This is a genomic window from Arthrobacter paludis (genome assembly GCF_056782315.1).
The window spans coordinates 32,189-58,178 of record NZ_JBXAEW010000012.1; the positions used below are offsets into that span (position 1 = coordinate 32,189).

General features: G+C 73.6%; 23 protein-coding genes, 1 pseudogene and 1 riboswitch. Of the genes and pseudogenes, 13 read left to right on the top strand and 11 right to left on the bottom strand.

Annotated features, from left to right (window positions below; genetic code table 11):
- Window positions 1-9 precede the first annotated feature (9 nt).
- Window positions 10-2,172: an HNH endonuclease signature motif containing protein gene (locus tag AC1Q5D_RS11435; RefSeq protein ID WP_481738662.1), complete on the bottom strand. Its 2,163-nt coding sequence runs from the start codon at window positions 2,170-2,172 to the stop codon at window positions 10-12.
- A gap of 970 nt (window positions 2,173-3,142) precedes the next feature.
- Between AC1Q5D_RS11435 and ectA the strand changes: the two genes are divergently transcribed.
- The 4 genes from ectA (at window position 3,143) to thpD (ending at window position 6,710) form a co-directional block, all read left to right on the top strand.
- A complete protein-coding gene (gene ectA / locus AC1Q5D_RS11440; protein ID WP_481738661.1) occupies window positions 3,143-3,688 on the top strand; it encodes a diaminobutyrate acetyltransferase in 546 nt (181 codons plus the stop codon).
- 142 nt (window positions 3,689-3,830) lie between these two features.
- Window positions 3,831-5,102 carry a diaminobutyrate--2-oxoglutarate transaminase gene (gene ectB / locus AC1Q5D_RS11445; protein ID WP_481738660.1) on the top strand — a complete coding sequence of 424 codons (1,272 nt, stop codon included), beginning with the start codon at window positions 3,831-3,833 and terminating at the stop codon, window positions 5,100-5,102.
- Between the two features lie 180 nt (window positions 5,103-5,282).
- Window positions 5,283-5,687 (top strand): ectoine synthase, encoded by a 405-nt coding sequence (locus AC1Q5D_RS11450; RefSeq protein WP_481738659.1) that lies wholly within the window; start codon window positions 5,283-5,285, stop codon window positions 5,685-5,687.
- Between the two features lie 120 nt (window positions 5,688-5,807).
- Window positions 5,808-6,710 carry an ectoine hydroxylase gene (gene thpD / locus AC1Q5D_RS11455; protein WP_481738658.1) on the top strand — a complete coding sequence of 301 codons (903 nt, stop codon included), beginning with the start codon at window positions 5,808-5,810 and terminating at the stop codon, window positions 6,708-6,710.
- A gap of 220 nt (window positions 6,711-6,930) precedes the next feature.
- Here the strand turns inward: thpD and AC1Q5D_RS11460 are convergent, their stop codons facing one another.
- The 3 genes and pseudogenes from AC1Q5D_RS11460 to AC1Q5D_RS11470 form a co-directional block, all read right to left on the bottom strand.
- Entirely contained in the window at window positions 6,931-7,833 is a 903-nt protein-coding gene (locus AC1Q5D_RS11460) for an Orn/Lys/Arg family decarboxylase (protein ID WP_481738657.1), read from the bottom strand.
- 100 nt (window positions 7,834-7,933) lie between these two features.
- Window positions 7,934-9,145 (bottom strand): annotated as a pseudogene (locus AC1Q5D_RS11465) (Orn/Lys/Arg decarboxylase N-terminal domain-containing protein); the annotation flags it as partial.
- Between the two features lie 209 nt (window positions 9,146-9,354).
- Window positions 9,355-10,995 carry a PucR family transcriptional regulator gene (locus AC1Q5D_RS11470; protein WP_481738656.1) on the bottom strand — a complete coding sequence of 547 codons (1,641 nt, stop codon included), beginning with the start codon at window positions 10,993-10,995 and terminating at the stop codon, window positions 9,355-9,357.
- Window positions 10,996-11,130: 135 nt separating this feature from the next.
- Between AC1Q5D_RS11470 and rlmN the strand changes: the two genes are divergently transcribed.
- Window positions 11,131-12,606: a dual-specificity RNA methyltransferase RlmN gene (gene rlmN, locus AC1Q5D_RS11475; RefSeq protein ID WP_481738655.1), complete on the top strand. Its 1,476-nt coding sequence runs from the start codon at window positions 11,131-11,133 to the stop codon at window positions 12,604-12,606.
- A gap of 10 nt (window positions 12,607-12,616) precedes the next feature.
- Here the strand turns inward: rlmN and AC1Q5D_RS11480 are convergent, their stop codons facing one another.
- A complete protein-coding gene (locus tag AC1Q5D_RS11480) occupies window positions 12,617-13,048 on the bottom strand; it encodes a DMT family transporter (RefSeq protein ID WP_481738654.1) in 432 nt (143 codons plus the stop codon).
- A gap of 2 nt (window positions 13,049-13,050) precedes the next feature.
- Window positions 13,051-13,365, bottom strand: coding sequence for a DMT family transporter (locus tag AC1Q5D_RS11485; protein WP_481738653.1), 315 nt, complete (start codon window positions 13,363-13,365; stop codon window positions 13,051-13,053).
- Between the two features lie 12 nt (window positions 13,366-13,377).
- Window positions 13,378-13,444, bottom strand: a riboswitch (guanidine-III (ykkC-III) riboswitch).
- Window positions 13,445-13,552: 108 nt separating this feature from the next.
- Between AC1Q5D_RS11485 and AC1Q5D_RS11490 the strand changes: the two genes are divergently transcribed.
- Window positions 13,553-14,395: an oxygenase MpaB family protein gene (locus AC1Q5D_RS11490; RefSeq protein WP_481738652.1), complete on the top strand. Its 843-nt coding sequence runs from the start codon at window positions 13,553-13,555 to the stop codon at window positions 14,393-14,395.
- Here the strand turns inward: AC1Q5D_RS11490 and AC1Q5D_RS11495 are convergent.
- Both AC1Q5D_RS11495 and AC1Q5D_RS11500 read right to left on the bottom strand, forming a co-directional pair.
- Window positions 14,392-14,775 (bottom strand): VOC family protein, encoded by a 384-nt coding sequence (locus tag AC1Q5D_RS11495; protein WP_481738651.1) that lies wholly within the window; start codon window positions 14,773-14,775, stop codon window positions 14,392-14,394. The two genes, AC1Q5D_RS11490 and AC1Q5D_RS11495, sit on opposite strands and share 4 nt — an antisense overlap.
- Before the next feature lie 106 nt (window positions 14,776-14,881).
- The gene (locus AC1Q5D_RS11500; RefSeq protein WP_481738650.1) at window positions 14,882-15,388 is read right to left on the bottom strand and encodes a GNAT family N-acetyltransferase; all 507 of its coding nucleotides are present in this window, start codon (window positions 15,386-15,388) and stop codon (window positions 14,882-14,884) included.
- Window positions 15,389-15,586: 198 nt separating this feature from the next.
- Here AC1Q5D_RS11500 and AC1Q5D_RS11505 point away from each other — a divergent pair, with 198 nt between their 5' ends.
- Window positions 15,587-16,741 carry a pyridoxal phosphate-dependent aminotransferase gene (locus AC1Q5D_RS11505; RefSeq protein WP_481738697.1) on the top strand — a complete coding sequence of 385 codons (1,155 nt, stop codon included), beginning with the start codon at window positions 15,587-15,589 and terminating at the stop codon, window positions 16,739-16,741.
- Between the two features lie 99 nt (window positions 16,742-16,840).
- Here the strand turns inward: AC1Q5D_RS11505 and AC1Q5D_RS11510 are convergent, their stop codons facing one another.
- Complete coding sequence (locus AC1Q5D_RS11510; protein ID WP_481738649.1) at window positions 16,841-17,218, bottom strand: hypothetical protein; 378 nt, start codon at window positions 17,216-17,218, stop codon at window positions 16,841-16,843.
- 206 nt (window positions 17,219-17,424) lie between these two features.
- On the opposite strand from AC1Q5D_RS11510, the gene AC1Q5D_RS11515 reads away from it, so the two are divergent.
- The 4 genes from AC1Q5D_RS11515 to AC1Q5D_RS11530 are packed head-to-tail and all read left to right on the top strand — an operon-like array spanning window position 17,425 to window position 20,931.
- On the top strand, window positions 17,425-18,486 hold the full coding sequence (locus AC1Q5D_RS11515) for an ABC transporter ATP-binding protein (RefSeq protein ID WP_481738648.1): 1,062 nt from the start codon (window positions 17,425-17,427) through the stop codon (window positions 18,484-18,486).
- Complete coding sequence (locus AC1Q5D_RS11520) at window positions 18,483-19,238, top strand: ABC transporter permease (protein ID WP_481738647.1); 756 nt, start codon at window positions 18,483-18,485, stop codon at window positions 19,236-19,238. Before AC1Q5D_RS11515 ends, AC1Q5D_RS11520 begins: the two co-directional genes overlap by 4 nt.
- A complete protein-coding gene (locus tag AC1Q5D_RS11525; RefSeq protein WP_481738646.1) occupies window positions 19,235-20,329 on the top strand; it encodes a sensor histidine kinase in 1,095 nt (364 codons plus the stop codon). Before AC1Q5D_RS11520 ends, AC1Q5D_RS11525 begins: the two co-directional genes overlap by 4 nt.
- The gene (locus AC1Q5D_RS11530; protein WP_481738696.1) at window positions 20,326-20,931 is read left to right on the top strand and encodes a response regulator transcription factor; all 606 of its coding nucleotides are present in this window, start codon (window positions 20,326-20,328) and stop codon (window positions 20,929-20,931) included. Before AC1Q5D_RS11525 ends, AC1Q5D_RS11530 begins: the two co-directional genes overlap by 4 nt.
- 49 nt (window positions 20,932-20,980) lie before the next feature.
- Here the strand turns inward: AC1Q5D_RS11530 and AC1Q5D_RS11535 are convergent, their stop codons facing one another.
- Window positions 20,981-22,156, bottom strand: a complete 1,176-nt coding sequence (locus AC1Q5D_RS11535) for a metallophosphoesterase family protein (RefSeq protein ID WP_481738645.1) — start codon at window positions 22,154-22,156, stop codon at window positions 20,981-20,983.
- 280 nt (window positions 22,157-22,436) lie between these two features.
- Window positions 22,437-23,846 carry an adenylosuccinate lyase gene (gene purB / locus AC1Q5D_RS11540; protein WP_481738644.1) on the bottom strand — a complete coding sequence of 470 codons (1,410 nt, stop codon included), beginning with the start codon at window positions 23,844-23,846 and terminating at the stop codon, window positions 22,437-22,439.
- 253 nt (window positions 23,847-24,099) lie between these two features.
- Between purB and AC1Q5D_RS11545 the strand changes: the two genes are divergently transcribed.
- Complete coding sequence (locus tag AC1Q5D_RS11545; protein WP_481738643.1) at window positions 24,100-24,519, top strand: hypothetical protein; 420 nt, start codon at window positions 24,100-24,102, stop codon at window positions 24,517-24,519.
- Window positions 24,516-25,934 (top strand): alpha/beta hydrolase family protein, encoded by a 1,419-nt coding sequence (locus AC1Q5D_RS11550; RefSeq protein WP_481738642.1) that lies wholly within the window; start codon window positions 24,516-24,518, stop codon window positions 25,932-25,934. Before AC1Q5D_RS11545 ends, AC1Q5D_RS11550 begins: the two co-directional genes overlap by 4 nt.
- Window positions 25,935-25,990 lie beyond the last annotated feature (56 nt).

Sequence of the window (25,990 nt, forward strand, 5' to 3'; positions counted from 1 at the left end):
AGCGGAGTTTCAAAAGGGCGGCTCATCGTCGGGTGGCGGATCTGCCGGGTCCGGTGCTGGGGGCGGTTCCGCGGGAAGGGCACGCGCGGCCACCTGGCGTCTGAGGTCGTCGAGGTGCATGGCCCAGATGCGGTCCTCATGGGGATTCGGGTACCGCGGGGGCAGGGGGCCAGCCGGCTCTGGTGGGGGTGGCGGTCCCTGCATGGCCCAGGGGATCTCGGGGGCCGTGGTGTGGCGGCGTCCGGTGACGGTGGTGAATTCGATGGCACCGTTGCCAAGCGGCCGGGAGTGCAGCAAGCCGCCCGTGTCCAACGCATGGTGGCGCCGGCAGTCCGGGTGGAGGTTATCCAGGCTGGTGTGGCCGCCGGCGGCCCATTCCGTGGCGTGGTCGTTCTCGCGGGCGGGCGTGTTGCATCCGCCGACGCTGCAGGTCGGCTGCCGGGCCTTGAGGACGCGTTCCTGTGCGCGGCTCGGCCGATAGCGGGTCCTGCCGTAGCTGGGCCGGGCCAACGCCCGGGGCGGTGCGTGGAGACGGTCCCAGGCAGGCGGCGGCGGGCCTCCTGGAGCCATTCCCGTCCCCCTCACGCCGAGGGGCGCGCGGAGGGCCGCGCGAAGGGCCTCGCGTTCGGCTTCGGTGGGTCGGTACTTCGTGGCGGCCATCCCGATGATGGTGCGGCCGTCGGCGCCCGTGTAGAGCCTGTCCCAGGTCGCGGCGGAAGCGGCGAGGCGCAGTGCCGTCGCGGTGTCGATGGGACCGTGGCCGACCAGGTGTGCCCCTGCCGTCGGGTCGGGGCCTCCCATCGGTGGGAGGGCGTCGCCAGGGGCGGCCTCGAGGATGTCTTCCTCGTCGTCTCCGTCCGTGCGGCCACCACCGTCCGCGGCCGCCCCGGGGCGTACTGGCGTGGCCAGGGCGCTTCCGGATCCGTGCGGGAGGGCCTCCGGGGTGTGCCCCGGTGCCTGCGCCTTCTTATCGTCGGCGCTCCCGGCGCTGGAGCTGGCGTTTGCGTCCGCCCCGGCGCTGGAGCTGGCGTTTGCGTCCGGCCCGGCGCTGGAGCTGGCGTTCGCGTCCGGCTCGGCGCTGGACGTGGCGTCCGCGCTCGCGTCGGCGTTCGAGTGCACGTTCGGCTCGGCGCTGGGGCTGGTGTTCGGCTCGGTGCTGCGGGGGGCGGGTGTGCCGGGCAGACAGGTGTGGGGGAGCAGAACCATGACTTCGGCGCGGATGTTCTCCCAAGCGGCCGAGTCCTCGGTCCCCAGCAGGAGCTCCACGAGGACGTCTGTCTTGAGCTGGGCCATGGTGCGGGTTTCGCCAGGTTCGCGTTTCAGGGTGGCCGCAATGTGCGCGAGGCGGTCGGCGACAGCGATGCCGTATTCGGCCGGGATCTGGGCGAAGAGTTCACTCATGCCCTCCTCGCCGGGGGAGATGACGACGACCCGGTCGGCCCGGTTGCGCCTGGCGCGTTCGGCAGCGGTGCCGGGGCCGAGCCGGTGGCGGAGGTCTTTGGATTTGCGGCGCAGCGTGGCCGGCGTGGTGGTCGGAGCGGCGGTGAGGAGCTCGCCCTCGAGCCAGGCCCGGCGCAGGGCGTTGTGGGCCAGTTCCGTGGAGACTGCGCGGAGGTAGGCCTCTCGGTCCGCTTCGCTGGCGTCCACGGCGGGCAAGTCGGGCATCTCTGGCTGGACGTCCTGGCAGGCCTCGACGATGGTGCGGGCGTGCTGGCCGGAGATTTCCCCGGTCGAGAGGGCGGCCAGCGTGGCGGCCCTTTCGTGGTGGAGCTCAAGGGCTTCGTCGATGCGGTTGCAGACCGTGCGTTCGGACAGGTGCAACGCTTGCGACAGGGTGAAGGCCAACGCGGTCTCGCTCCAGCTCGCCCAAGCGGGGGTGGGGCCACCGAGGTCGCAGCGGAGCCGGGCTGCGTTGTCCGCGTCTGCGGCCTGGTTTCCCGAGAGGTCGGCTAGTTCGGTGATCTCGCGGTGGTACTCGGTGCCCATGGCGGTGGCGGCGCGGGCAAGGACCACGTGGCTATCGGCTTCGAGGCCCCTCCGCCGTGCCTCGAGGGCCATCGACAGGGCCTCGGCCTCGGACAGGGACAGGTCCGCCTCGGGGGCAAGCCATAGCCGTCCATCGACGAATCCGGCCCGGGACGAATCCACGCCGGGGACCGGGACCAGATCCACCGGAGCGTCGGGGCCCGGGGTGGGCGGAGTGAAATCGTGCACCTGGATCTGGGCGGCGGGCTCTGCGGGACTGCCTGGCGCCGCCGGGGCTTGTGCGTCCGATCCGCTGGCGGGTTTATCTGCGCCGGTGGCGGGCGCGTCTGGACCACTGACGGGCGTGTCCGTGCCGCTGGCGGGTGCGCCAGGGGCGCAGGGCGGGTGCGCGGCAGCAGGCGAGGAAGCGGGCCGTGCCTCCGACGCCCCGCGACCGACCGCGTCGTCGCTGCCGCGCCCCGGTGCGCGGCCCTCGTCCAGATCCATGCCCCCAATATTAGAAGAGATGTACGACACATTGGCTCGACAGAATGGGAATGTGGAAAGAAATTCCGACTTAATCGGAGCGTGTAGTGCCGCCGTGGCTGGGCTGGCGTTGTCGCCTCTGCGGAGTGTCGGCGGGCTTCTGCCCGCGCCAATGGGTTGGGATGGGTCGGTGTCCGCGCGGGGGGCGCCGGCGCACCCATGCCTGCGCCGGGGGCGCCGGCGCACCCATGCCCGTGCCCGCGCCGGGGGGTGCCGGCGCACCCATGCCCCCAGCGGTGGGCCGCCGGCGGGTTCCGTCCGACGCCGGTGCGCGGCAGGCGTACCCATGCCCGCACCCGACGGATGGCCGGTGGGCCAGGGTCGCGTCCATGGGCGGCTGGCGACCCATGCCCCGCACTGCTGGCGGCCGTCGGGCGGGGCTTCGGTTACTCCGGGGTATCGGCGGCCGAAGCCCGAAAAGTGGCATGCCTCACGCATACGTTAAATAACAAAACGGTAACGTTCCTCACCCCCCGTGGTACTCGTCGCGGGATCCGCGTGCATCCCGCGCCAGCTTTGGGATGCACGGGGGCCGCTCATGAGCGCGATCGAGGCCGAACTTGAGCCGAAAGCTGTCAAATGCGGGACCCCGGGGGTTGAGATCGAAAATGATCCCGGTACGTTGAAATGGATGGCTGATCAAACAGAAAACGTCCTGTCCGAGCCTATTCTCCGCCAGCCCGAAACGGCTGACGGCCACGCCATGTGGTGCATGGCCAAGGACTCCCAGGTCCTCGACCTGAACTCGTCCTACTCCTACCTGCTGTGGTGCCGCGACTTCGCGGAGACCAGCGTGATCGCCGAACTCGACGGCGAGCCCGTCGGCTTCGTCACCGGCTACAACCGCCCCGACGAGCCCGGCACGCTGATGATCTGGCAGGTCGCCGTGGACTCCGCCGCACGCGGACGCGGTCTCGCCGGCACGATGCTGGACGAGCTCGCGCTGCGCACCGGCGCGAAGGCGCTGGAGACCACCATCACGGACGACAACGCGGCGTCCAACCGCCTGTTTGCCTCGTTCGCCGAGCGCTACGGCGCGGACCACGATGTCACGGCCCTCTTCACCCCGGAGATGTACCCGGACGGCCACGACACGGAGTACCTGCACCGCATCGGCCCGCTCGCGGCCGACCGCGCCGCACGACCGGCCGCGAAGGCCACCGTCGGAGCGAACTAGCCCCGACGCCGCCGTCGTCCCCGGCGCCGCCCCGCGGCGCCCCGGCGCCTCCCGCCCGGGAAAGGGACCGGCACGCAGCCACCACCGCACTTCCACCTTGAGCGCGGAACCACCGGGTTCCGCACCGCCGAAAGGGAACACCATGGACACCACGATTTTCGAAACCCTCGAGTCCGAGGTCCGCGGCTACAGCCGCAGCTGGCCCGCCGTCTTCACGAAGGCCAGCGGCGCGACCCAGACCGCCGAGGACGGCACCGAGTACCTGGACTTCTTCGCCGGGGCCGGCGCCCTGAACTACGGCCACAACAACCCGGCCCTGCAGGCCCCCCTGGTCGAGTACCTCACCAGCGGCGGCGTCGTGCACTCGCTGGACATGATGACCCCGGCCAAGCGCGAGTTCCTCGAGACGTTCCGCGACGTCATCCTCAAGCCGCGCGATCTGGACTACAAGGTCATGTTCCCCGGCCCGACCGGGACGAACACCGTTGAGGCGGCCCTGAAGCTGGCCCGCAAGGTGACCGGCCGCCAGCACATCCTGTCCTTCACGAACGCGTTCCACGGCATGACGCTGGGTTCGCTGTCCGTGACCGGCAACTCGATGAAGCGCAAGGGCGCCGGCATCCCGCTGACCAACAGCTCCAAGATCCCGTACGACGACTACTTCGACGGCGAGACCCCGGACTTCCTGTGGCTCGAGCGCGTGCTCGAGGACTCGGGCTCGGGCGTCGACAAGCCCGCCGCCGTCATCGTCGAGACCGTTCAGGGCGAGGGTGGCCTGCGCGCCGCCCGCGCCGAGTGGCTCCGCGGCCTCGCTGCGCTGTGCAAGCGCCACGACATCCTCCTGATCGTCGACGACGTCCAGGCTGGCTGCGGCCGCACCGGGTCCTTCTTCAGCTTCGAGGAGGCCGGGATCGAGCCGGACATCGTCTGCCTGTCGAAGTCGATCTCCGGCTACGGCCTGCCGATGGCGCTGACCCTGTTCCGCAAGGAGCTCGACGTCTGGTCCCCGGGCGAGCACAACGGCACGTTCCGCGGCCAGAACCCGTCCTTCGTCACGGCCACCGCCGCGCTGAAGAAGTACTGGGCCGACGACACGTTCCAGAACGAGCTGGCCGGCACCATCGCCGAGATGCACCGCCGCCTCGAGGAGATCGCCGCCTCCGTGGAGGGCGCCTCCGTCCGCGGCCGCGGCCTGCTCGCCGGCGTCCGCTTCGAGGACCCGGAGATGGCCGGCAAGGTCGCCGCGGAGTCGTTCGCGAACGGCGTGCTCGTCGAGACGTCCGGCCCCGAGGACGAGGTCCTGAAGGTCATGCCGCCGCTGACCATCACGGCCGAGGAGCTCAAGCGCGGCCTGGACACCATCGCCGAGGCCGTCCGCGCGGTGGCCGGGCAGCCCGCCCTGGCCGGCGTCTAGGACGCCGCCGTCGGATCCCACGCGCCGCGCGCGTGGGGGGCCGACACCGGGCGCCGGGAGGCGCCCCGAAGACAACGGACGACGGCGGGGCCCGCTCCCGCCGTCGCCCGCTGCCCGGGCCGGCCCCGCGAGGGGCCGCTCCGGGCGGGAACGAAACCACCACGACCCAGAGGAGCCGACATGCTCGTTGTGAACCGAGACGACCTGAACGAGACCGAGCGCGACATCCAGTCCGAGACCTGGCGCAGCCGCCGGATGGTGCTGGCCAAGGAGGGCGTGGGCTTCTCCTTCCACGACACCGTCATCTACGCCGGCACCACCTCGACGTTCCACTACGCGAACCACATCGAGGCCGTGTACTGCGTCCAGGGCGAGGGCACCCTCACCAACGAGGTGACCGGCGAGGTGCACGAGCTCAAGGACGGCACCATGTACCTGCTGGACGGGCACGAGAAGCACACGGTCCGCGCCACCACCGAGCTGCGCATGGCCTGCGTGTTCAACCCGCCCGTCACCGGCCGCGAGGTCCACGACGAGAACGGCGTGTACCCGCTCGTGGTCGAGCCCGAGGGCGCGAACGCCTAAGACCACCGGTCCGGCAAGCCCGACCAGCCCCGCCAGGCTGGCCGGGCTTTCGCCGTCCCGGAATGGGCGCCGGCGGCAACGACGCCGCGGCGCAAGGAAAACAACACCGAGGAGGAACGCATGACTGCTGTGGCAGAACAGAACCGAATCGATGCCTACCCGACCCGCGCCGGCCAGGTGCAGGTCATGCCGCGAGAGGACAAGGTGGTCTGGGGGACCGCGGCCGATGGCCCCATGGACCAGGCGACCCTTGACCACTACGAGGCGAAGGGCTATCTCACCATCGACGAGCTGGTCTCCCCGGAGGAGCTCGAGGAGCTCCGGGGCGAGCTGAAGCGGCTCTCGGAGGACCCGACCGTCCGGGCCGACGAGCGCTGCATCGTCGAGGCCAAGAGCCAGGAGGTCCGCTCCGTCTTCGACGTCCACCGGACGTCGGAGGTCTTCAAGAAGATCGCGAACGACCCGCGCGTGGTCGGACGGGCCAAGCAGCTGCTGGGCTCGGACGTCTACATCCACCAGTCCCGCGTGAACTACAAGCCCTCCTTCGAGGGCAAGGACTTCATGTGGCACTCGGACTTCGAGACGTGGCACGCCGAGGACGGCATGCCCCGGATGCGCGCCGTGTCGATCTCGATCTCGCTGACGGACAACTACTCCTTCAACGGCCCGCTGATGATCATGCCGGGCTCCCACAAGGAGTACGTGTCCTGCGACGCCGCCACGCCCGAGGACAACTACAAGAAGTCCCTCGTGATGCAGGGTGCCGGCACGCCGGACAAGGCCACGCTCACCGAGTTCGCCGACCGCTTCGGCATCGACGTGCTCGAGGGCAAGGCCGGCGGGGCGATCATGTTCGACTCGAATTGCATGCACGCCTCCAACGGCAACGTGACGCCGTTCTCGCGGTCGAACATCTTCATCGTGTTCAACTCGGTCGAGAACACGACGCAGGAGCCGTACGCGGCGTCGAAGCCGCGTCCGGAGTTCGCCAGCTCGACGGACTTCACGCCGGCCGGCCAGTAGCGGGGCACGCGACCGGCCTGCCTCGGGCGAGGCCCCCTGGAAGGGGCCCGGAGTAACGGGGTGGCGCGGTCGCGCTCCCGGCGCGCCGCGCGGCGTGGCGCTGGATTTCCCGGCGCCGCGCCCCGCGCGGCAGGGCGCTGAACCGAAGGAAGGGGACGACGGCGGGGCCCACCCGCCGCCGTCCCCTTCCGCGTCCCCGGGCCTCCCGGGCGGGGCGGCGCTATTCCCTGATGCAGATCACCGATCGCGGCCGGCCGTCCGCCGCCTCCGTCATGCCATGCGTGAGGGTCTCGAAGCCGGGGAACAGGGCGTTGCAGCCCTCCTCGAACTTCAGGTACCGCATGATCGTCGAGTTGATGCGCTCGCCGGGCACGAGGAGCGGGATTCCCGGCGGGTAGGGCGTGAGCAGCACGGCGGTGATGCGGCCCTCGAGCTCGTCCAGGGGCACGTGCTCGACGTCGCCGGCCGTCATGGCCCCCCACGCCTGCGTGGGGAGCATCGCCGCGTCCAGGCCGGACGTGTAGATCTCCGTGGCCAGCCTCGCCACGTCGTGGGCCCGATATTCTGCGTGGATCGCCTGGCAGAGGTCCCGCAGGCCCGTCCTCGCATACCGCGGCTGCTCGGCGGCGAGGCCGGGCATCGCCTCGGCCACGGCTGCGTTCGCGTCGTAGGCGTCCTTGAACCGCTGCAGCTCCGAGATCATGGTGTTCCACCGGCCCTTGGTGATGCCGATGGTGAAGAGGATGAAGAACGAGTACAGGCCCGTCTTCTCGACGACGATCCCGTTCTCCGCCAGGTAGCGCGAAACGATCGAGGCCGGGATGCCGGATTCCCCGAACACGCCGTCGACGGTCAGGCCCGGCGTGAGCACGGTGACCTTGATCGGGTCGAGCATGGTGAAGCCCTCGTCGACCGCCTCGAAGCCGTGCCAGTCGTCGGAGCCCGTGAGCTCCCACTCCTCGCGCGCGGCCAGGCCCTCGCGGGCCGGGGTGTCCGGGCCCCAGACGCCGAACCACCAGTCGGCCGGGCGCTCCTCGCCGATGCGGATGATCGCGCGGCGGAACTCCATCGCCTCGGTGATGGCCTCCTCCACGAGGGCGTGCCCGCCGCGGCCCTCCATCATGGCCGCGGAGACGTCGCAGCTCGCGATGATCGCGTACTGGGGGGCTCGTCGACGTGTGCATGAGGAACGACTCGTTGAACACGGTCTGGTCCAGGGCGCGCTCGCGGGACTCCTGGACGAGGATCTGGGAGGCCTGAGACAGGCCGGCCAGGAGCTTGTGGGTGGACTGGGTCGCGTAGACCATGGACCGGCCGGGCCGGGGCCGCCCGCGCCCGATGGCGTGCATCCCCTCGTAGAGTTCGTGGAACGCGGCGTGCGGCAGCCACGCCTCGTCGAAGTGGAGCGCGTCGACGTACCCGTCGAGGACCGACTTGATTTCCTCGGCGTGGTAGATGATGCCGTCGTAGGTGCTCTGCGTCAGGGTGAGGACCTTGGGGCGCTGGGTCTTGTTGCCGATGAAGGGGTTGGCGTCGATCTTCGCCTGGATCGACTCGGGCGTGAATTCGCTGCGCGGGATGGGGCCGATGATGCCGGCAAGATTGCGGGTCGGCGTCAGGAAGATCGGGATGGCGCCCGTCAGGATGATCGCGTGGAGCACCGACTTGTGGCAGTTGCGGTCGACGACGACGATGTCCCCCGCGCCGACCATCGAGTTCCACACGATCTTGTTCGACGTCGACGTGCCGTTGGTGACGAAGTACAGGTGGTCGGCATTGAACGTGCGGGCGGCGCGGCGCTCCGATTCGGCCACCGGCCCCGTGTGGTCGAGCAGCTGGCCGAGCTCCTCGACCGCGTTGCACACGTCGGAGCGCAGGAGATTCTCGCCGAAGAACTGGTGGAACAGCGTGCCGGCCGGGCTTTTCAGGAACGCGGTCCCGCCCGAGTGGCCCGGGCAGTGCCACGAGTACGCGCCGTCCTGCGCGTACTTCATCAGGGCGGAGAAGAACGGAGGGGCCAGCTGGGCCACGTAGTTCGACGCCTCGCGGGCGATCGACCGGGCCACGAACTCCGGGGTGTCCTCAAAGGCGTTGATGAACCCGTGCACGTGGCGCAGGACGTCGCTCGGGATGACCCGCGCCGTCAGCTGTTCGCCGAACAGGAAGAGCGGGACGTGCTCGTTGCGGCTCCGCACCGCCGACACGAAGGACCGGATGTCGTCGACCGCCCGCCGCTCCGTCCCGTCCTGCCCGCGGGGGGCGGCCACCGCGTAGACCATGGCCGAGACCCGGCTGGTCATGGACCCGAACGTCGTGACGTCCTGGGCGTCGGGAACGCGGACCAGGTCGAGCCCCGACTCCTCCAGCGCGGCGGACAGGCCCTTGAGGGCTGCCGGGCCCGCGCCGTCGCCGTCCAGGCCGCTGGACACGATCATGATCGGGAAATCGAGCTTCACTGCTGCTCCTGCTCCTCGGGGGTGCCGCCCACGGGGATGGGCCGGCGTCCATCGTCGCAGTGGCACGGCTCACGCTCTTGGTGGAAGCCGACAACAGGGGCTCTGGCCGGAGGTGGGAACCGACAACAGGCGGCCGGCCGAAGGTGGGAACCGACAAGCGGGACGCCCGCCCGCTCCGGGGCGCGCGGCTACCGGTCCCGGGCCCGAGCGCCCGCCGTGCCGGCGGTCCGCAGTTCGAGCCAGAGGGCGAGTCGCGTGTCCGGGTCCGCAAGGTCGAGCCCGAATTCCTCGGCGGCGCGGCGCACGCGGTAGCGGACGGTGTTCTCGTGCACGCCGAGCGACCGCGCAGCGGCCGCGACGTTCCCCGACGCGTCGAACCACGCCAGTAGGCTCGCCGCAGAGCCGGTGCCGTGGTCGGCATCGTGCCGGAGCAGTCGGGCCAGGGCGCCGCTGCGCGCCCAGGGGGTGGCCGCGAGCGCGGCCCCGGCCGCCCGCAGGGACAGCGTGGCCCGGGACTCGTCCGCGACGGCGACGCCGTCGTCCCCCGCGGGCAGGCCGGCGTCGAGCATCGCGTCCACCTCCGCGCGGCCCGCCGCGAAGCGGGCGACGGTCCCGTCCCCGGAGCCGACGGCGGCGCGGACGCGGTCCCCGACGATGTGGCGGACGCGGGACACCGCCGACCGGGCGAGGCGGGGCAGTTCCTCCGGGTGGCGGGGATGGGCCAGGACATACAGGCGGTGCCCGGCGACCACCACCTGGGCGTGGCTCAGGAAGGCCGCGTAGGCGCGGGCCAGCGTGGACCTGACCTGGTCCATGACGAGGGGCGGCACGTGCTCGGCGTCGAGCCCGAACGCCGTGACCGCCAGGGGCGCGTCCGCCGACAGGCCCAACTCGGCGAGGTCGCCCTCGTCGAGGCCCTGGCCCGAGAGCAGCCGGCGCACGGCCTCGAGGTGCGCCCGCCGGCCGTCGGTGCGCAACTGCAGCGCCTCGACCAGGGCGCCGGCGGCCTCCTGGCCGGCGGCGCGGAGGGCCTCCAGTTGCGCGTCGGGCGCAGCGTCGCCCCCGTCGGTCCGGATGGCCCAGATGGTCCCGAGGTTGATGGTGCCCGAACGGATGGCGACCCCCGCGCGCGGCAGCTGCTCGGGGGAGCCGGGAAAGCAGAGGGCGTCGTCGCTGCGCAGCACCGCCCGGTACCGGTCGTCGTTGAACGGCGACGCCGAGGCGCGCCGCCCGAGGATCCCCTCGACGCGCAGCGGGTCGATGGCCTGTCCGGGGACCGACGAGTAGGCCAGGACGCTGCGCCCGAGATCCTCGACCGCGACGGCGCCGCCGAAGACCTCGGCGAGCGAGTTGGCCAGGTCGTGGAGCGAGCGGGCGGGCCCCGACTGGGGGCGTCCGAGGGAGTCGTGCTCGCCCAGGGCCCGGGCCACCAGGGCGTCCACGTAGCGCCACGGAATGTGCGGGGCGAAGCGCAGGAGCGGGACGCCCGCTGCGGCCGCCAGGCCAGCCAGAGCCGCGGTCGTGTCCGGGGAGGACTTCACGGCGACGGCGCTGCAGCGGGCCGCCGCCGCCCGGCGCAGCAGCTGGTCGAAGCCCCCGTTCGGCGCCGTGCCGAGGGCATCGGCGGACGTGACGTGCAGCAGCAGCCCGGGCGTTTCCGGCGGTTCCGACGCGGTGTCGGCGAACTCCGTTCCCGTGACGACGGGGTAGGCGCCCGGAGGGGCGGCCAGGACCTCGACGGACTCCTCGCCGAGTGCGCCGATGAGCTCGTCGAGGGTCATCGGTGCGCCGCTCGTCGCGACGCCGTTTGGCGAAATCCATGAATCCACGGAGAAAGCCTAAGTGGAATCCACAACCCCGCGTACAGCCCGGCGGGCACGTGGACGACAGCCTCCCTCGCCGTCGTCGTTCCCGGGCGCGCCCCGGCGTTCCCGCCCGCCGGGTTTCTTGGGACAATGGAACGGATGACTTCCACCCAGCCCCGCCCCCAGGACCACGAGCCCGCAGGACCGGGCGCGCCGGCCACCCACGCGGCCGAGGAGCTCCACCCGGCCGACGGCCACCACCGAACCGGGACCTCCAGGCACCACGCCCGACGCCCCGACGCCCCCTCCGCGGGACCGCTGCGCGGCGTCCCCGGGGCGGAGGGCACGCGTCCGGGGGACCGTCCCGCGGCCGGCGCCGCCGGCGAGGCGGCCGCCGTCGGGCGCCCGGGAACCGCCGCCCGCGACGGCCTCGACGCGCGCGCCCGCCGCGAGGGCCGCGCCCAGGTGCGACCGACCCCCGAGGGGTGGAAGCAGGCCATGGGCCCGGACGGGCGCCCGCAACTGCAGTTCGCGCAGCGGCCCCGCGTCACCCAGCCGCCCACGCACCTGGCCGACCTCACGCTGGAGGAGCGGCAGGCCAAGCTCAAGGAGCTCGGGCTGCCCGCGTTCCGGGCCAAGCAGCTCTCCCAGCACTACTTCCGCCGCTACACCACCGACCCCGCCGCCATGACGGACCTTCCCCAGGGGGGCCGGCAGGAGCTCGTCGACGCCCTGTTCCCGACCCTGCTGACCGAGGTCAAGCGGCTCACGACCGACAACGGGGACACCGTCAAGTTCCTGTGGCGGCTCTTCGACGGGTCGCTCGTCGAGTCCGTGCTGATGCGCTACCCCGGCCGGATCACGCTCTGCGTCTCCAGCCAGTGCGGCTGCGGCATGAACTGCCCGTTCTGCGCGACCGGGCAGGCCGGCCTGACCCGCAACATGTCCACCGCCGAGATCCTGGACCAGATCGTGCAGGCCAACCGGGTCATCGCCGAGGGCGGCCTGGGCCCGTCCGCGCGCGAGGACGGCGAGCCCGAGCGCGTCAACAACATCGTCTTCATGGGCATGGGCGAGCCGCTCGCCAACTACAAGCGGGTCATGGCCGCCGTGCACCGCATGGTCGACGAAGCGCCCGAGGGCCTGGGGATGAGCGCCCGCGGCATCACGGTCTCCACGGTCGGGCTGGTCCCGGCGATCCGCAAGCTCGCCGACGAGGACCTGCCGTTCACGTTCGCGCTGTCCCTGCACGCACCCGACGATGAGCTGCGCGACGAGCTGATCCCCGTGAACTCGCGGTGGAAGGTCGACGAGGCCCTCGACGCCGCGCACGAGTACTACCGGCGGACCGGCCGGCGCGTCTCCATTGAGTACGCGCTGATCAAGGACATGAACGACCACGGCTGGCGCGCCGACCTGCTCGCCCGCAAGCTCAACGCACGGGGCCGCGGCTGGGTCCACGTCAACCCCATCCCGCTGAACCCCACGCCGGGATCGATCTGGACGGCGTCCGAGCGGGACGTCACCCGCGACTTCGTCTCGCGCCTCAACGACGCCGGGATCCCGACGACGCTGCGCGACACGCGGGGCAAGGAGATCGACGGCGCCTGCGGGCAGCTCGCCGCCGCCGAGTAGCCGGGGGAGGTCAGCGACGCGCCTGCCGCGGCTCGCGGTCCCCGGCCGGCCGGGAGGGCGCTCCGGCCCCGGACGCCGCGCCGTCCCCGGCCCCCTCGCCGCCCCCGGTGGCGCGGGGACCAGGCTCGGTCTTCGTGAACTTCAGCCCCGCGACGCAGGCGATGATCCCCGCCAGGAAGACGACCTTCAGGGCGGACACGGGCTCGTTCCCGGTGGCCATGGCCCACGCGACGGTGAGGGCGGCGCCCACGCCGGTCCACACCGCGTAGGCCACGCTGATCGGGATGCGCTTGGCGGCCAGGCCGAGGCCCGCCATGCTCAGGACGAGGAAGACGGCGAACGCCGCCGTCGGACCGGGTCGGGTCAGGCCGTTGGACTCGCCCAGGGCGGTGGCCCACACGGCCTCGAAGACGGCGGAAACCAGCAGCAGCGCCCACGCCACGGCTACGCCACCGCCTTGAGGCCGACGACGCAGCCGATCAGGCCGATCAGCAGCAGCGAGCGCACGAGCGTCGCCCGCTCCCGGCCGGAGACGATCGCCCAGAGGACCGTGAGGCCCGCACCGGTCCCGGTCCAGACGGCGTAGGACGTTCCGGTCGGGAGCTCGGCCATCGCGTAGGCCAGCCCGGCCATCGAGACGACGAGCGCCCCGGCGAAGAGCAGGGTGGGCTTCCACTTCCGGAAGCCCTGGGTCGCGCCGAGCGCCGAGGCCCAGACGGCCTCCAGGACGCCGGAGAGAATCAGGACGAGCCATGCCATGGCCAACACCTCCATGGCCCGTCTTGTCGCTGTGCGGGTACGGGTCCCCTCGTCCGCGGGGCCTGTTGCGGCGCCCGGATTAAGGTTCGCACGCGGTTGCGGGGGCGGCAAGGCGCTGTCGGGAACGCCACCGGTCGGCGCCGGCGGGCGGGCCCGGCCGCTCCCGGCCGCGCGGTAGCCTCGAAGTATGGCCGTGTCCGAACCCCTGCGCAGCCTCGCCCCCGAGGCCGTCTTTCTCGCGGGCGCCGGCCGCGCGATCCTGCTGCAGATCGCCCACCCCGCCGTCGGCCGCGGCGTCGCCGAGCACAGCCGGTTCGCCGAGGACCCCATGCGGCGCTTCCACGGCACCCTCAGCTACATCTACGCGCTCACCAACGGCACCGACGAGCAGGCCCAACGCGTCCGCGCCCGGGTCGACCGGGCGCACGCCCCGGTGCGCGGAACGCGCCGGGCGGACCATGGCGCCCATTCCGGCCGTGGCGGGGCGCGGCCGACGCCGACCCGCCCGTCCGCCGCGCAGTCGGAGGCCGCGCCCGCCTACAGCGCCCGCGACCCCAGACTGCAGCGGTGGGTCGCCGCCACGCTCTACGATTCCGCGATGCTGGTCCAACACGCCGTCCTGCCGCCGCTCGCCCCCGGCGAGGCCGATGCGCTGTACCGGCAGTACGCCGTGCTCGGGACGGCCCTGCAGATGCCGGCGGGCCTGTGGCCCGCCGACCGGAGGGACTTCGCCGCCTACTGGGAGCGGGAATCGTCCCGTCTGGCGGTGACGCCCGCGGCCGCGGAGGTCGGGCGCACCCTCCTGCACGCGACCAACGTGCCGGTGTGGGCGCGCGCAGCCCTGCCGCTGGCCCGGCTGCTCACGGCGGGCATGCTCCCGCCCCAGCTGCGGGAGGCCTTCGGGCTTCACTGGTCCCGCGGCCGCGACACGGCCTACCGGGCGGCCATCCGGGGCGCCGCCGCCGTCTTCCCGCGCCTTCCGACGGCGGTGCGGCACGCGCCCATGCGGCACTACCTCGCGAAGATCTAGGGGGCCTCGGCCCCGGCAGGGCCAGCGTCGGCCGCGCCGCCGGTGGGCGCCCCGCCGAAGCCGAGCTCGTTCCCGTCGGGGTCCCGGTAGACGGCCTTGCGCACGCCGTTGCCGTACGTCTCCCGCGTATCGGGCTCGAGCCCGCGCTCGGCGGCGGCGCCGGTGAACGCGTCCAGGTCGTCGAGGAAGACCGTGGCGAGGCCGTGGCCGGCCCTGTCGGGGCGCACCTCGATGTACAGCCAGCCGTGCTCGGCCACTTCCCACACGGCTTCGGACTCGTTCGGCAGGAAGCTGGGGCCCGTCCCGAGCAGGCGCCCGTACCAGTCGAGGGCCCGGTCGTAGTCGCTGACGGGCAGTCCGGCGAACAGGTCGGCAGCCATGGCCCCAGCGTACGGCCCAGTGCCCGCACGCGGTACGTCAGTCCCTGCACGCGGTACGGCTCAGTGCCCGCACGCGGTACGGCTCAGTGCCCGCACGCGGTACGGCTCAGAGCCCGAACGCGTCCGCGTAGCGCACCGTCCCGACCGGAAGCGGGACGCCGCCGCGCAGCCCGAGAGCCATGAAGGCCTCGTCGGGGACGTCCATCGGGGCAGCGATGCCGAACCGCGAGGCCGGGGCGAAGCCGAAGCGCGGGTAGTAGGCGGGGTGGCCGAGGACGACCACCGCGTGCTCGCCCCGCTCCCGGGCCGCGTCCAGCGCGGCGCGGATGGCGGCCGACCCAGCGCCCAACCCCTGCCGGGCCGGGACGACGGCGCACGGCGCCAGGGCGAGGGCCGGGGCGGCACCGACATGGCAGCGGGTCAACAGGCAGTGGCCGACGACGGCGCCGTCGTCCTCGACCACGATCGACAGCCCGGGCACCCACGCGCCGCGGTCCGCGCGGAGGGCGTCGACGAGGTCGGCCTCCGCCCGGGTCGGGAATGCGGCGGCGTTGACCCGGTGGACGGCGTCGACATCGGCGGCGGACTCGGACCGCACGGTCCACTCCGGCATGGCGTTCCTTCCGGTCGGGCGGGGTCCCATCGTCGCACGGGGCTGCGGAGGCGGGGGCCGGTAGGGCGCCCGCTCCCGGGGCTTAGGCTGGTGCGGAACCCGTGGCGCCACGACGCGGCGCCGCACGTCCCAGGAGCCGCCGCAGTGAACCACCGCCTCGCCGTCGCCCGCCGGGCCCAGGTCCCGCCGTTCCAGGTCATGGACATCCTGCAGCGCGTGGCGGAACTGCGGGCCGCCGGCCGCGACGTCGTCTCCCTCTGCGCGGGGGAGCCCGGCGGGGGTGCCCCGGCTCCCGTCTCCGACGCCGCGGCCGCCCTCCACGCCTCGCACGCGCCCCTAACGTACACCCCGGCCCTCGGCCTCCTCGCGCTGCGCGACGCCATCGCCGCCCACTACTCCCGCTGGTACGGGATCGACCTCCCCGCCCGGAACGTCGCCGTCACCACCGGCTCCTCCGGGGCGTTCATGCTCCTCTTCCTGGCCGCGTTCAACCCCGGCGACCGGGTCGCGCTCGCCCGGCCCGGCTACCCCGCGTACCGCAATATCCTCCGGGCCCTCGACGTGGACGTCGTCGAGATCCCCTGCGGCCCCGAGACGCGCTACCAGCCCACTCCCGAGCTGCTCGAGGCAGCGGCCGGAGAGCATGGGCCGCTGGCCGGCCTCGTGCTCGCCTCCCCGGCCAATCCCACCGGGACGATGGCAACGCGCGCGGAGCTCGCCGCGTTGGGGGCCTGGTGCGCCGGTCACGGCGTCCGCCTCGTCAGCGACGAGATCTACCACGGCATCACCTACCCGGCCCCCGGCCAGCCCGACCCCCGCGGGGTCTGCGCCTGGGAGCTGGACCGCTCCGGCGCCGTGGTCTCGAGCTTCTCCAAGTACTGGGGCATGACCGGGTGGCGGATCGGATGGGCCCTCGTGCCGGACGACCTCGTTGCGGCCGTGGATGCGCTCGCCGGCAACGTGGCCCTCTGCCCGCCCGCCCCGGCCCAAATCGCCGCGCTCGAGGCCTTCACCCCGGAGTCCTACGCGCAGGCCGAGCGAGCCGTCGCCGGGTTCGCCGAAACCCGGGCCGCCCTTCTGGACGCGCTGCCCCGCCTCGGATGGGGCGACGCGGCCCCCGCGGACGGCGCGTTCTACCTCTATGCGGACCTCGGCGCCGCCCTGGAGGGCTTCCGCGACTCGGCCGCCTACTGCGCGGCGCTCCTCGAGGCCGAGGGCGTCGCCCTGGTGCCCGGCGCCGACTTCGACGGCGAGGGCGGCCGCCGCGCCGTCCGGCTCAGCTTCGCCGCGGGGGCCGACGCGGTCCGGGAGGCCGTGGAGCGGATCGTCCGGTTCCAGGCGGGCCCGCGGTAGAACGCGGCGGCTGGCAGCCGGTCGGGGAGACCCGCGTCCGCCGCGCATCCCGGTCCTGCCCGCCCGCAGCGGACCCGGCCGTGGCATCCTCGCGCCCGCTCACCGGCGCGGGATCCTGAGCCACAGGCAGCACGGCTGCGTCGAGCCGCGGCGTACGCCGTGGCACACCGGCATGGGCTCAGTGACGAAGTCCCCCTCGGCGTCGACCGCGAAGAACCGCGGGTTCGGCTGGTAGGCGTTCCAGAACACCTCGCATTCGCAGCAACACGCCCCCATCCGCGCCAGCCGCCGGAGCAGGGCCGTGGCCCGGGGCGCGCACAGGTCGCGGTAGCGCGCCGTGAACTCGTGGCCGCGGCACCCGAACTCCAGCATCCGGTAGAGGTAGCAGACCAGACACTCGGCGGCTTTCGGCCGGGTCATCTCGTCCGAGAGCCGCCGCAGCTCGTCCGCGAGGCCGTCAACATCCACCTGGTCCATGCCCTTGCTCCCTTCGCCGGCCGGACGGTCGCCCGGACCTCGAGCATGGCCGCGGTCCGGGCGCCGTGGGGGCGCGGACTCCGCCGTTGTGGACGGCGGGCCGGGCCGCGGGATGGTGGAGGGGAGGTCGGGCCGTGACATCTGTCAGGGCCGTCTCGTGACGGTCTCCCCTGCCGCCGGCGTCCGCGCGCGGGAAGAGTGGAGGCATGAAGCCCACCGCATCCCCCTCCAGCGGCCGCGCCGCGCCGGCCGCTCCCCGGCCGGCCTCGGCCGCACCTCCCGGTCCCCGCCCCGGCGCGGTCGCATCGTCGGGTCCCCGCCCCGGCACGGCCGGATCGGCCGGAGCACGCCCCGGCCCCGCCCTCCGCCTGGACGGTGTCCGCAAGGCGTTCAGGACCGCGCGGGGCCGGGTCGCCGCCGTCGACGGGATCGACCTCTCCGTCCGGCCGGGGGAGATCGTCGCCTTCCTGGGTCCCAACGGAGCCGGCAAGACCACGACGATCGACATGGTCCTGGGGCTCACGCTCCCGGACTCCGGAACGGTCGACGTGCTCGGCACGACCCCGCGCCGGGCCGTCCGGGAGGGCCGCGTTTCGGTCGTCCTGCAGACCGGCGGCCTGCTGCGCGATCTCACGGTCCGTGAGACCGTTCAGGCGATCGCCTCCCTGCACCGCGCCCCGCACCGGGTCGCCGACGTCATGGCGCGCACCGACACCGCCCGGATTGGGGCCCGCCGGGTCTCCAAGTGCTCCGGCGGCGAGCAGCAGCGCCTGAAGTTCGCCCTCGCCCTCCTGCCGGACCCGGACCTGCTGATCCTGGACGAACCCACCGCCGGGATGGACGTGGCGGCGCGGCGCGGGTTCTGGGACGCCATGCGCCAGGACGCCGACGCCGGCCGGACCGTCCTCTTCGCCACGCACTACCTCGAGGAGGCCGAACGGTTCGCCCACCGCACCGTCCTCGTCGTTGGCGGCCGCGTCGCCGCAGACGGCCCCACCGAACGGATCCGCGCCCTCGCCGCCGGCCGGACGCTCGGCGCCACCGTGGACGACCCCGACGCCGTCCTGGCCGCGCTGCGGTCCGACCCCGCCGTCCGCTCCGCCGAACGCGCCGGGGCCCGCCTCGACGTCACCGCCACGGACACGGACCGGATCGCCCGGACCCTGCTCACCGAGCACGGGGCGCGGGACCTGGAGATCTCCGCGCCCAGCCTCGAGAAGGCCTTCATCGACCTGACCTCCCCCGCGCCCGAAGGAGCCCGGCCGTGAACGCGACCTACCTGCGCATCGACCTGGTCCGCCAGCTGCGCGACGTCAGCAACGTCCTGTTCGTGGTCCTCATGCCGCCCCTGATGTACGTCGTCTTCGGGGCGTCCGCCCCGTTCGGCGACGAGCGGTTCGGCGCCGGGAACGTCAAGTTCTACACCATGGCCTCCATGGCCGCGTACGGTGCCGCGCTCGCCGCGACGACCGCCACCGGGGGCGCCGCCGTCGAACAGCTCCAGGGCTGGGGGCGCCAGCTCGGCCTCACCCCGGCCCGGCCGGCCGCCGTCGTGGCCGGGAAGGTCGTGAACGCGCTGGCCATCACGGGCGTGTCCATCCTCGGCGTCTACGCCGTGGGCGCCGCCACGGGGGCCCGCGCCGCCGGGCCGGGCGTCTGGGCCGCGACGTTCGCGCTGACGCTCGCCGGGGCCGCGGCGTTCGCCCTGTTCGGCTACGCCGTCGCGATGCTGTTCAAGAGCGAGTCCGCGCTCGGCGTCGCCACCGGCGTGCTGGTCCTCATGTCCTTCATCGGCAACGTGTTCATGCCGCTGACCGGGGCCATGCTGGACCTGGCCCGGTTCACGCCGATGTACGGCTACGTCGGCCTGCTGCGCTGGCCCCAGCTCGAGGGGGCGCTCGCCAGCGCGGGCGAGGCCCCGGACGCGCTGCCCGCGCTGCTCGCTAATCTGGGGGCATGGATCCTCGTGTTCGGCGCGGCGGCCGTGGCCGGGGTGCGCCGCGGCCGCAGGCGGCAGTGACGCCCCCGGACCGCGGCCTCGCCGGCGCCTGGGCGCGCTTCGGGTGGATCCTCCCCGCGGTGTGGCTCGTCTTCCTGGCCTTCACCGTCCGCTCGGTGCTCGGCTCCGGCCTCCCGGCGGGCGCGACGGCGGCCGCCCTGGCGCTGGTGGGGCTGTTCGCGGCGGTGTACGTCGGCGGCTTCTTCGGCATGGCCCGGTGGGGCGCCCGGCGCGTCCTGGGCCTCCCGTGGAACTGGGCCGGCCTGGCGCTCCTCGGGATCCTCGCCGCGGCCCTGGCGCCGTTCATCGGCCTCGACGCGCTCTTCACCACGCCATTCGTCCTCGCGTACGCCTGCTACCTGCTCCCGCGCCGGGCCATGTGGGCCATCGGGGCGGGAACCATCGCCGGGACGCTGCTGCTCACCGCCGCGGCCGGACGCTTCGCCGAGTACCTGTTCATCGCGGCCATCCAGACCGGCGTGTTCGCCGCCAACGCCGTCCAGCGCGCCCTCATCGACTCGGAGACCCGCGCGCACTCCGCCGCCCGGGAGCTCGCCGTCGTCAGCGAACGGGAGCGCGTCGCCCGCGACGTCCACGACGGCCTCGGCCACACGCTGACGGTCATGTCCCTCAAGGCCGAGCTCGCGGAACGCCTCGTCGGCACCGACCCGGCCCGCGCCCAGGCGGAGCTGGCGGAGCTGCACGGCATGGTCCGCGCCGCGCTCGCCGACGTGCGCGCCACCGTCGGCGGGCTCCGGTCCGTGGACCTGCCCACGCAGGCGCGGGCCCTCGAGCTCGCCCTGCGCGACGCGGGGCTCGACGTCCGCACCGACGGCGACCCCGGCGCCGTCGACCCCGCGCTGCGCCCCGTGCTCGGCTGGATCCTGCGCGAGGCCGGCACCAACGTGCTGCGCCACGCGCATGCCACCTCGTGCAGGCTCAGCTTCGCCGAGCGGCGGATCGCGGTGGAGGACGACGGCGACGGCCTCCCCGTGCCCCACACCCCGGGCAACGGCTTGCGCGGCATGGAGGAGCGGCTCGCGGGCACCGGCGCCCGGCTCACCGTGGGCACGGCCCCCGCCGGCGGGACCCGGGTGGAGGTGGCGTGGTGATCCGCGTCGTGGTCGCCGACGACCAGGCCCTCGTACGCGGCGCGATGGCCGCGCTCCTGAACCTGGAGGCCGACCTCGAGGTCGTGGCGGAGGCGGCCGACGGCGGGGCCGCCGTGGACGCGGCCCGCAGGCACGAGGCGGACGTGTGCCTGCTGGACATCCAGATGCCCGGCGTCGGCGGGATCGAGGCGCTGGCCCGGCTGCGGGCCGAGGCCCCGGGCTGCCGGGCGCTGATGGTCACCACGTTCGGGCGCACCGGCTACCTGCGCCGGGCCCTGGAGGCGGGGGCCAGCGGATTCGTCGTCAAGGACACGCCCGCAGCGCAGCTGGCCGACGCGATCCGGCGCGTGGCCGCCGGGCTGCGCGTCGTGGACCCGCAGCTCGCCGCCGAGTCCCTGGCGGAGGGCACCAGCCCGCTCACCGGACGCGAGCGGGAGGTCCTGGCCCTGGCCCGGGACGGGCTGCCGGTCGCGCGGATCGCGGCCCAAGTGCACCTCTCGCCCGGGACCGTGCGCAACCACCTCTCCAGCGCCATCGGCAAGACCGGGGCGGCGAACCGGATCGAGGCCGCGCGCGTGGCCGCGGACCGGGGGTGGATCTAGGGGGACGACGACGGCCCCGCGCGGGCGCCGCCGTCGTCCCCCGAACCCGCTACGGCAGGGGCAGCGGCTCGTCGATCGGCTGGGACTCCGGCGCCATGTCGATGCCGAGGTCCTTCGCGAACACGGTGCGGGTGCCGGTGTAGACGCCGTCGGCGGACTCGTCGAGCTCGAACACGCGCGCGCCGCGCAGGTGGTGCTCCCCGGCCCCGCCCAGGCCGTACGTGCCGAATCCGGTGCCCGGGCCGTAGCCCAGCTCGATGCCGAAGTAGTCGCCCATGTACGTGTTGATGTGGTCGTGCCCCACGTACACGCCGCGGACGTCGCCGCGCTCCTGCAGCGCCGCGTACAGGCCGGAGTTAAACGCGCCGGTGTAGACGCCCTCGTTCTTGACGCCCACGATGCCGTGCTTCTCGACGGCGGCCGCGTGCTTCGACTCGTCCGAGTCGAACTGCGAGCCGTACCAGAGGTGGTGGTGCTCGAAGAGGGGGATGTGGAAGAACATCAGGGACTGGACCTTGCCGCCGAACTTCTGCTCCGTGGCCGCGGAGGCCTCGCGGTACCACTGGATCTGGCTGGGGCGGATCCAGTCGTAGCCCATCAGGCCCTCGAAGTCCTGGCCGCCGAGCGTCTCCGGGGCGTAGCGGCCCGAATCCAACAGCCACACGCCGAACGCCGGGCGGTTGCCGCGCGAGGAGCGGACCAGCAGCTGCCGGTTGGAGTGCCCGGCCACGGCCTCCTCGGGCGCCGGGTTCAGGTTGTGCTTGTACGCGCCGCGGATGAACTCGAGGATCTTCGGCTCGGTCATGCCCGTGCCGTTGCCGAGGGAGTCCTCGTCGTGGTTGCCGAACGTCAGGGCCCACTTGATGCCGCGGGACTCCATCGGCTGGACGACGTTGTTGACGGCCTGCTTGACCTGCTCGGCGCTCTTCGGGGAGCCGTTGATGACGTCGCCGTTGATCAGCGCGAAGCCGGGCTTCTCCCGGTCCAGGACGCGCTCGATCAGCTGGATGGTGCGGCGGTCGGTGCGCGGGCCGTCCTGGGTGTCGTTGAACTGGACGATCCGGAACCGGCCGTCGGCGCCGAACTGCAGGGGCATGTTCTTCGGGGCCCCGGCGGGGGCGGCCTGGGCGGGCGTCGCCGTGGCGGCGAACATGCCCGCCAGTGCGGCGGCGCCACCGGCCGCGAGGACTCCGCGCCGGCCGACGCCCTGGTTCTGCTGGGTCACGTGGGTTGCCTTTCTCGTGCGCCGGCCGCGGCGGGGGAAGGCCCGGCCCCGGGGGTCGGGGCGGTCGGCCGGCCCACCGAGGCTAGGAGGCCCCGGTGATCGGAAGGTGGACCACCGGCGAATGGCCGGGAACGCGCGGGTGAGGGGCCGCGGGGGGCCGGGCGCGGGGGACGCGCGGGCGGGCCTGGCGGGCATGCGAAGGCCCCGCCGTCGCGCCCGCCCCGAACGGGGGGAGGGCGCGACGGCGGGGCCGGCGCGGAGGGCCCGTCCGGGCCCGCTCCTACTTCTTGAGGTGGTCCACCAGCTGGGACGCGATGCCCCGGTAGGTGGCGGGCGTGAGGTCGAGCAGCCGCTGCTCGGCGTCGGCGGACAGGCCGAGGGAGGTGACGAACTCCTTCATGCGCTCGGCGTCGACGCGGTGGCCGCGCGTGAGGTCCTTGAGTCGCTCGTACGGGTTCTCCATGCCGGGGACTCCGGCGATCGCCTCGGCCCGCATGACCATCTGGATCGCCTCGCCGAGGACCTCCCAGTTGGACTCGAGGTCGTCGGCGAGGACCTGCTCGGCGACCTTGAGCTGTCCCAGGCCCTTGAGGACGTTGGAGATGGCGAGCAGCGAGTGGCCGAACGCGGTGCCGATGTTGCGCTGCGACGAGGAGTCGGTGAGGTCGCGCTGCCAGCGCGAGGTCACCAGGGTGGCGCCGAGCGTGTCGAGCAGGCCGTTGGAGATCTCGAGGTTGGCCTCGGCGTTCTCGAAGCGGATCGGGTTGACCTTGTGCGGCATGGTCGAGGAGCCGGTGGCGCCGGCGACGGGCACCTGCGCGAAGTAGCCGATCGAGATGTAGCTCCACACGTCGGTGCAGAAGTTGTGGAGGATCCGGTTGAACCGGGCGATGTCGGCGTACAGCTCGGCCTGCCAGTCGTGGGACTCGATCTGGGTGGTCAGCGGGTTCCAGGTGAGCCCGAGCGACTCGACGAACGTGCGCGAGACGCTCTGCCAGTCGGCCGTCGGCACGGAGGCGTAGTGGGCGGCGTAGGTGCCGGTCGCGCCGTTGATCTTGCCCAGGTACTCGGTGGCCGCGACCCGGTCCAGCTGCCGGCCGAGGCGCCAGGCGACGACGGCGAGCTCCTTGCCGAGCGTCGTCGGCGTCGCGGGCTGGCCGTGGGTGCGGGACAGCATCGGCACCTCGCGGGTGTCCTCGGCCATCTGGGCGATGCGGGCGACGAGCTCGCGGGCCGCGGGGAGCCAGACGTCGGCGACGGCTCCCTGGACGCCGACGGCGTAGGAGAGGTTGTTGATGTCCTCGGAGGTGCAGCCGAAGTGGACCATCGGCTTCAGGTGCGCCAGGCCCATGTCGTCGAGGCGCCGGCCGATGAAGTACTCGACGGCCTTGACGTCGTGGACCGTGACGGCCTCGATCTCGGCAAGTTCCCGGACGGACTCGGCGTCGAAGGAGGTGACGATCAGGCGCAGGGCCTCCTGCTGGTCCGCCGTGAACGGTTCGGTCCCCGGCAGGACGCGGTGGGCGGCGAGGTGGATCAGCCATTCGACCTCGACGTGGACGCGGTCGCGGTTCAGGGCGGCCTCGGACAGGTAGTCGACGAGGGGCGCGACGGCGGAGCGGTAGCGGCCGTCGAGGGCCCCGAGGGCGATCGGTTCGGAGGCGAGGGAGGTGCGCGCGGATTCAGCCATGGGTCCGATTATCCCATGCGGTCCGCGGGTCCCCGGGGCATGGGCCCCGTCGTCCGGCTCCAGGGGACGGCCCGGACGGCCCCGGTCCGTCCCGCCCCCGGTGCGTCCCACCTTCCTTGGTCCGTCCGGCCCTCCACAGGCCGCCGCGGCCCGCGGGCCCTCCACACCCCGGCGGCCGCCGCCGCGGGCCGGCTGCGCCCGGGCCTACCGTGGTGCGACCGGGGCGGCGCCGGACACCGGGAAGGGGAGGGACATGGATTGGTTCGACGGCGGTTGGGACGAGCGGCTGGCGCGGACGAGGGCGGCCGCGGCTGGGATCGAGGAGGCGGGCGGCTGTCTCGCCCCGCTCGGGACCCTGCGGTGGGAGTCGCCCGCCGGCCGCGCGTTCCGGGTCCAGCTCGAGCTGCTCACCGCACAGGTCCGCTACCTCTCCGGGATCGTGGAGGCGGCCGAGGTGGCGGTGGCCAGGGCCCAGGCGGTCGCCGTGGCTGCCGTGGAGACGCGCCGGGCCGCCGGCGAGATCATGCAGGAGGGGATGCGCGTCGCCGCGGAGGCGGGCGTGGAGATGATGGGGTCCATGGTCACGGCCGGGACGCCGGGGGACTTCCAGTACCCGGCCGGGACGGTCAGGGGCGGCCCCGACCCCGTTCCCCGCCGCCCGCCCGGCCCATGATCCACGACACCCGGGGCGGGACGGGCCGGGTCGAGGCGAACTTCGACGAACTCGAGCGGGGCACGGCCCTGCTGCACCGGGCGGCGGACGCGCTCGCCGGCGCGGCGGGCCACCTGGCCGCACGTCCCTGGGCGGCGGTCTGGGGGCCGCGCGGCTGGGAGGAGATGGCCGCCGTGGCCGCGGCGGAGGCGCTGCTCGGGGAAGCCGCCGACCTGTGCCGCGTCCTGTGGGGCGAGGTGGCGGCGACGGCCGAGGCGGTCGGGCGCAGCAGGGCGGTGTACACCGTGGCCGAGGAGGCCGCCGCGCGCGCCGTCCACGAGGCCCGGGTCCACCTGCTGCCGTGGCTCGTCTCCGGGGACCTCGCGACGAACGCGGGGCGTCCGCGGCAGGGGACGGTCGAGGACCTCGTCAACCAGTCGCCGGCCGTGGCAGGGACGCTGCTCGGGCTGCTCTTCCCCGCGGCCCTTCCGGTCGCGGGGTCCGCGCCCCTCCTTCGCGACACCCGCCACGGCGGGGTGTTCGACACCCGCGTCGCGGAGCGGCTGTATCCGGTGCTGGCGGGAACCGGGTCGCGCCACGGGTGGGTGGATGTGCGGCCGATCGGGGTCGTCGGCGTCGAGGACGCGGGCACCGCCGCCTTCAGGGGGACCCTGACCGACGTCACCGACCTCCAGCAGCGGGCCGAGGCGGCCGGCGACGGCCGGCTGCTCGTGGCCACCACCAACGGCGAGGCCGGGCCCGTCCACGTCGTCGTCCTGCCCGGGACGCAGACGGGAACGCCGCTGGGCCGGGCCAACCCGTGGAACGAGGGCGGGATCGTCGAGGGCGCGGGGCTGGGGAGCCAGCACGTGTCGGCCGCCGTCGGCGACGCGCTGCGCGCGGCCGGCGTGGAACCGGGGGAGCGGATCGTGCTCACGGGCTACAGCCAAGGCGGGATCCATGCCGCGAACATCGCGGCGGACCCGCGGATCAACCGCGTCTACGACGTCGACCACGTCGTGACGTTCGGGGCCCCGGTCGGCGCCAAGGACCTCCCCGAAGGGGTCCGCGGGCTGCATCTGGAGCACCTCGACGACCCCGTCCCGGGGGCCGACGGCGTCCAGAACCCCGACGTGCGCGACCGGGTCACCGTTCGCCTCGACGGCTACGCCCCCGGGACGGACCGGTCGGCCCCCGGCTTCGGGGCGGCCCACGGCCTGGACAACTACGCGTTCGGGGCCGGGGCGGCCGAACTCTCGACCGACCCGACCGTCGTCGAGGCCACGGGCGCGCTGGGGGCCGTGTTCGCCGGGGCCGGCACGGCGCGCATCCAGGCCGTGGCGCTCAAGCGGAGGGTCCCGCCCGGGCAGCTCCCGGCGCGCCGGCCCACGGGACCGGAGTTCAGGGACCGGCGGGATTGGTTCCCCGGGCGCTGACGGCATGGTGCCGCGCCTCGGGACGCGGACGCTGGCCGACGGTGCCGTGCCGTGGG

Coding starts and splice junctions, on each gene's coding strand:
- purB (WP_481738644.1), bottom strand. CDS start 23,846: ATGGCTGAATCCGCGCGCACCTCCCTCGCCTCCGAACCGATCGCCCTC.
- AC1Q5D_RS11495 (WP_481738651.1), bottom strand. CDS start 14,775: ATGGCTGCCGACCTGTTCGCCGGACTGCCCGTCAGCGACTACGACCGG.
- AC1Q5D_RS11510 (WP_481738649.1), bottom strand. CDS start 17,218: ATGGACCAGGTGGATGTTGACGGCCTCGCGGACGAGCTGCGGCGGCTC.
- AC1Q5D_RS11550 (WP_481738642.1), top strand. CDS start 24,516: ATGATCCACGACACCCGGGGCGGGACGGGCCGGGTCGAGGCGAACTTC.
- AC1Q5D_RS11515 (WP_481738648.1), top strand. CDS start 17,425: ATGAAGCCCACCGCATCCCCCTCCAGCGGCCGCGCCGCGCCGGCCGCT.
- AC1Q5D_RS11450 (WP_481738659.1), top strand. CDS start 5,283: ATGCTCGTTGTGAACCGAGACGACCTGAACGAGACCGAGCGCGACATC.
- AC1Q5D_RS11505 (WP_481738697.1), top strand. CDS start 15,587: ATGGACATCCTGCAGCGCGTGGCGGAACTGCGGGCCGCCGGCCGCGAC.
- AC1Q5D_RS11460 (WP_481738657.1), bottom strand. CDS start 7,833: ATGATGGAGGGCCGCGGCGGGCACGCCCTCGTGGAGGAGGCCATCACC.
- AC1Q5D_RS11485 (WP_481738653.1), bottom strand. CDS start 13,365: ATGGCATGGCTCGTCCTGATTCTCTCCGGCGTCCTGGAGGCCGTCTGG.
- ectB (WP_481738660.1), top strand. CDS start 3,831: ATGGACACCACGATTTTCGAAACCCTCGAGTCCGAGGTCCGCGGCTAC.
- rlmN (WP_481738655.1), top strand. CDS start 11,131: ATGACTTCCACCCAGCCCCGCCCCCAGGACCACGAGCCCGCAGGACCG.
- AC1Q5D_RS11545 (WP_481738643.1), top strand. CDS start 24,100: ATGGATTGGTTCGACGGCGGTTGGGACGAGCGGCTGGCGCGGACGAGG.
- thpD (WP_481738658.1), top strand. CDS start 5,808: ATGACTGCTGTGGCAGAACAGAACCGAATCGATGCCTACCCGACCCGC.
- ectA (WP_481738661.1), top strand. CDS start 3,143: ATGGCTGATCAAACAGAAAACGTCCTGTCCGAGCCTATTCTCCGCCAG.
- AC1Q5D_RS11490 (WP_481738652.1), top strand. CDS start 13,553: ATGGCCGTGTCCGAACCCCTGCGCAGCCTCGCCCCCGAGGCCGTCTTT.
- AC1Q5D_RS11500 (WP_481738650.1), bottom strand. CDS start 15,388: ATGCCGGAGTGGACCGTGCGGTCCGAGTCCGCCGCCGATGTCGACGCC.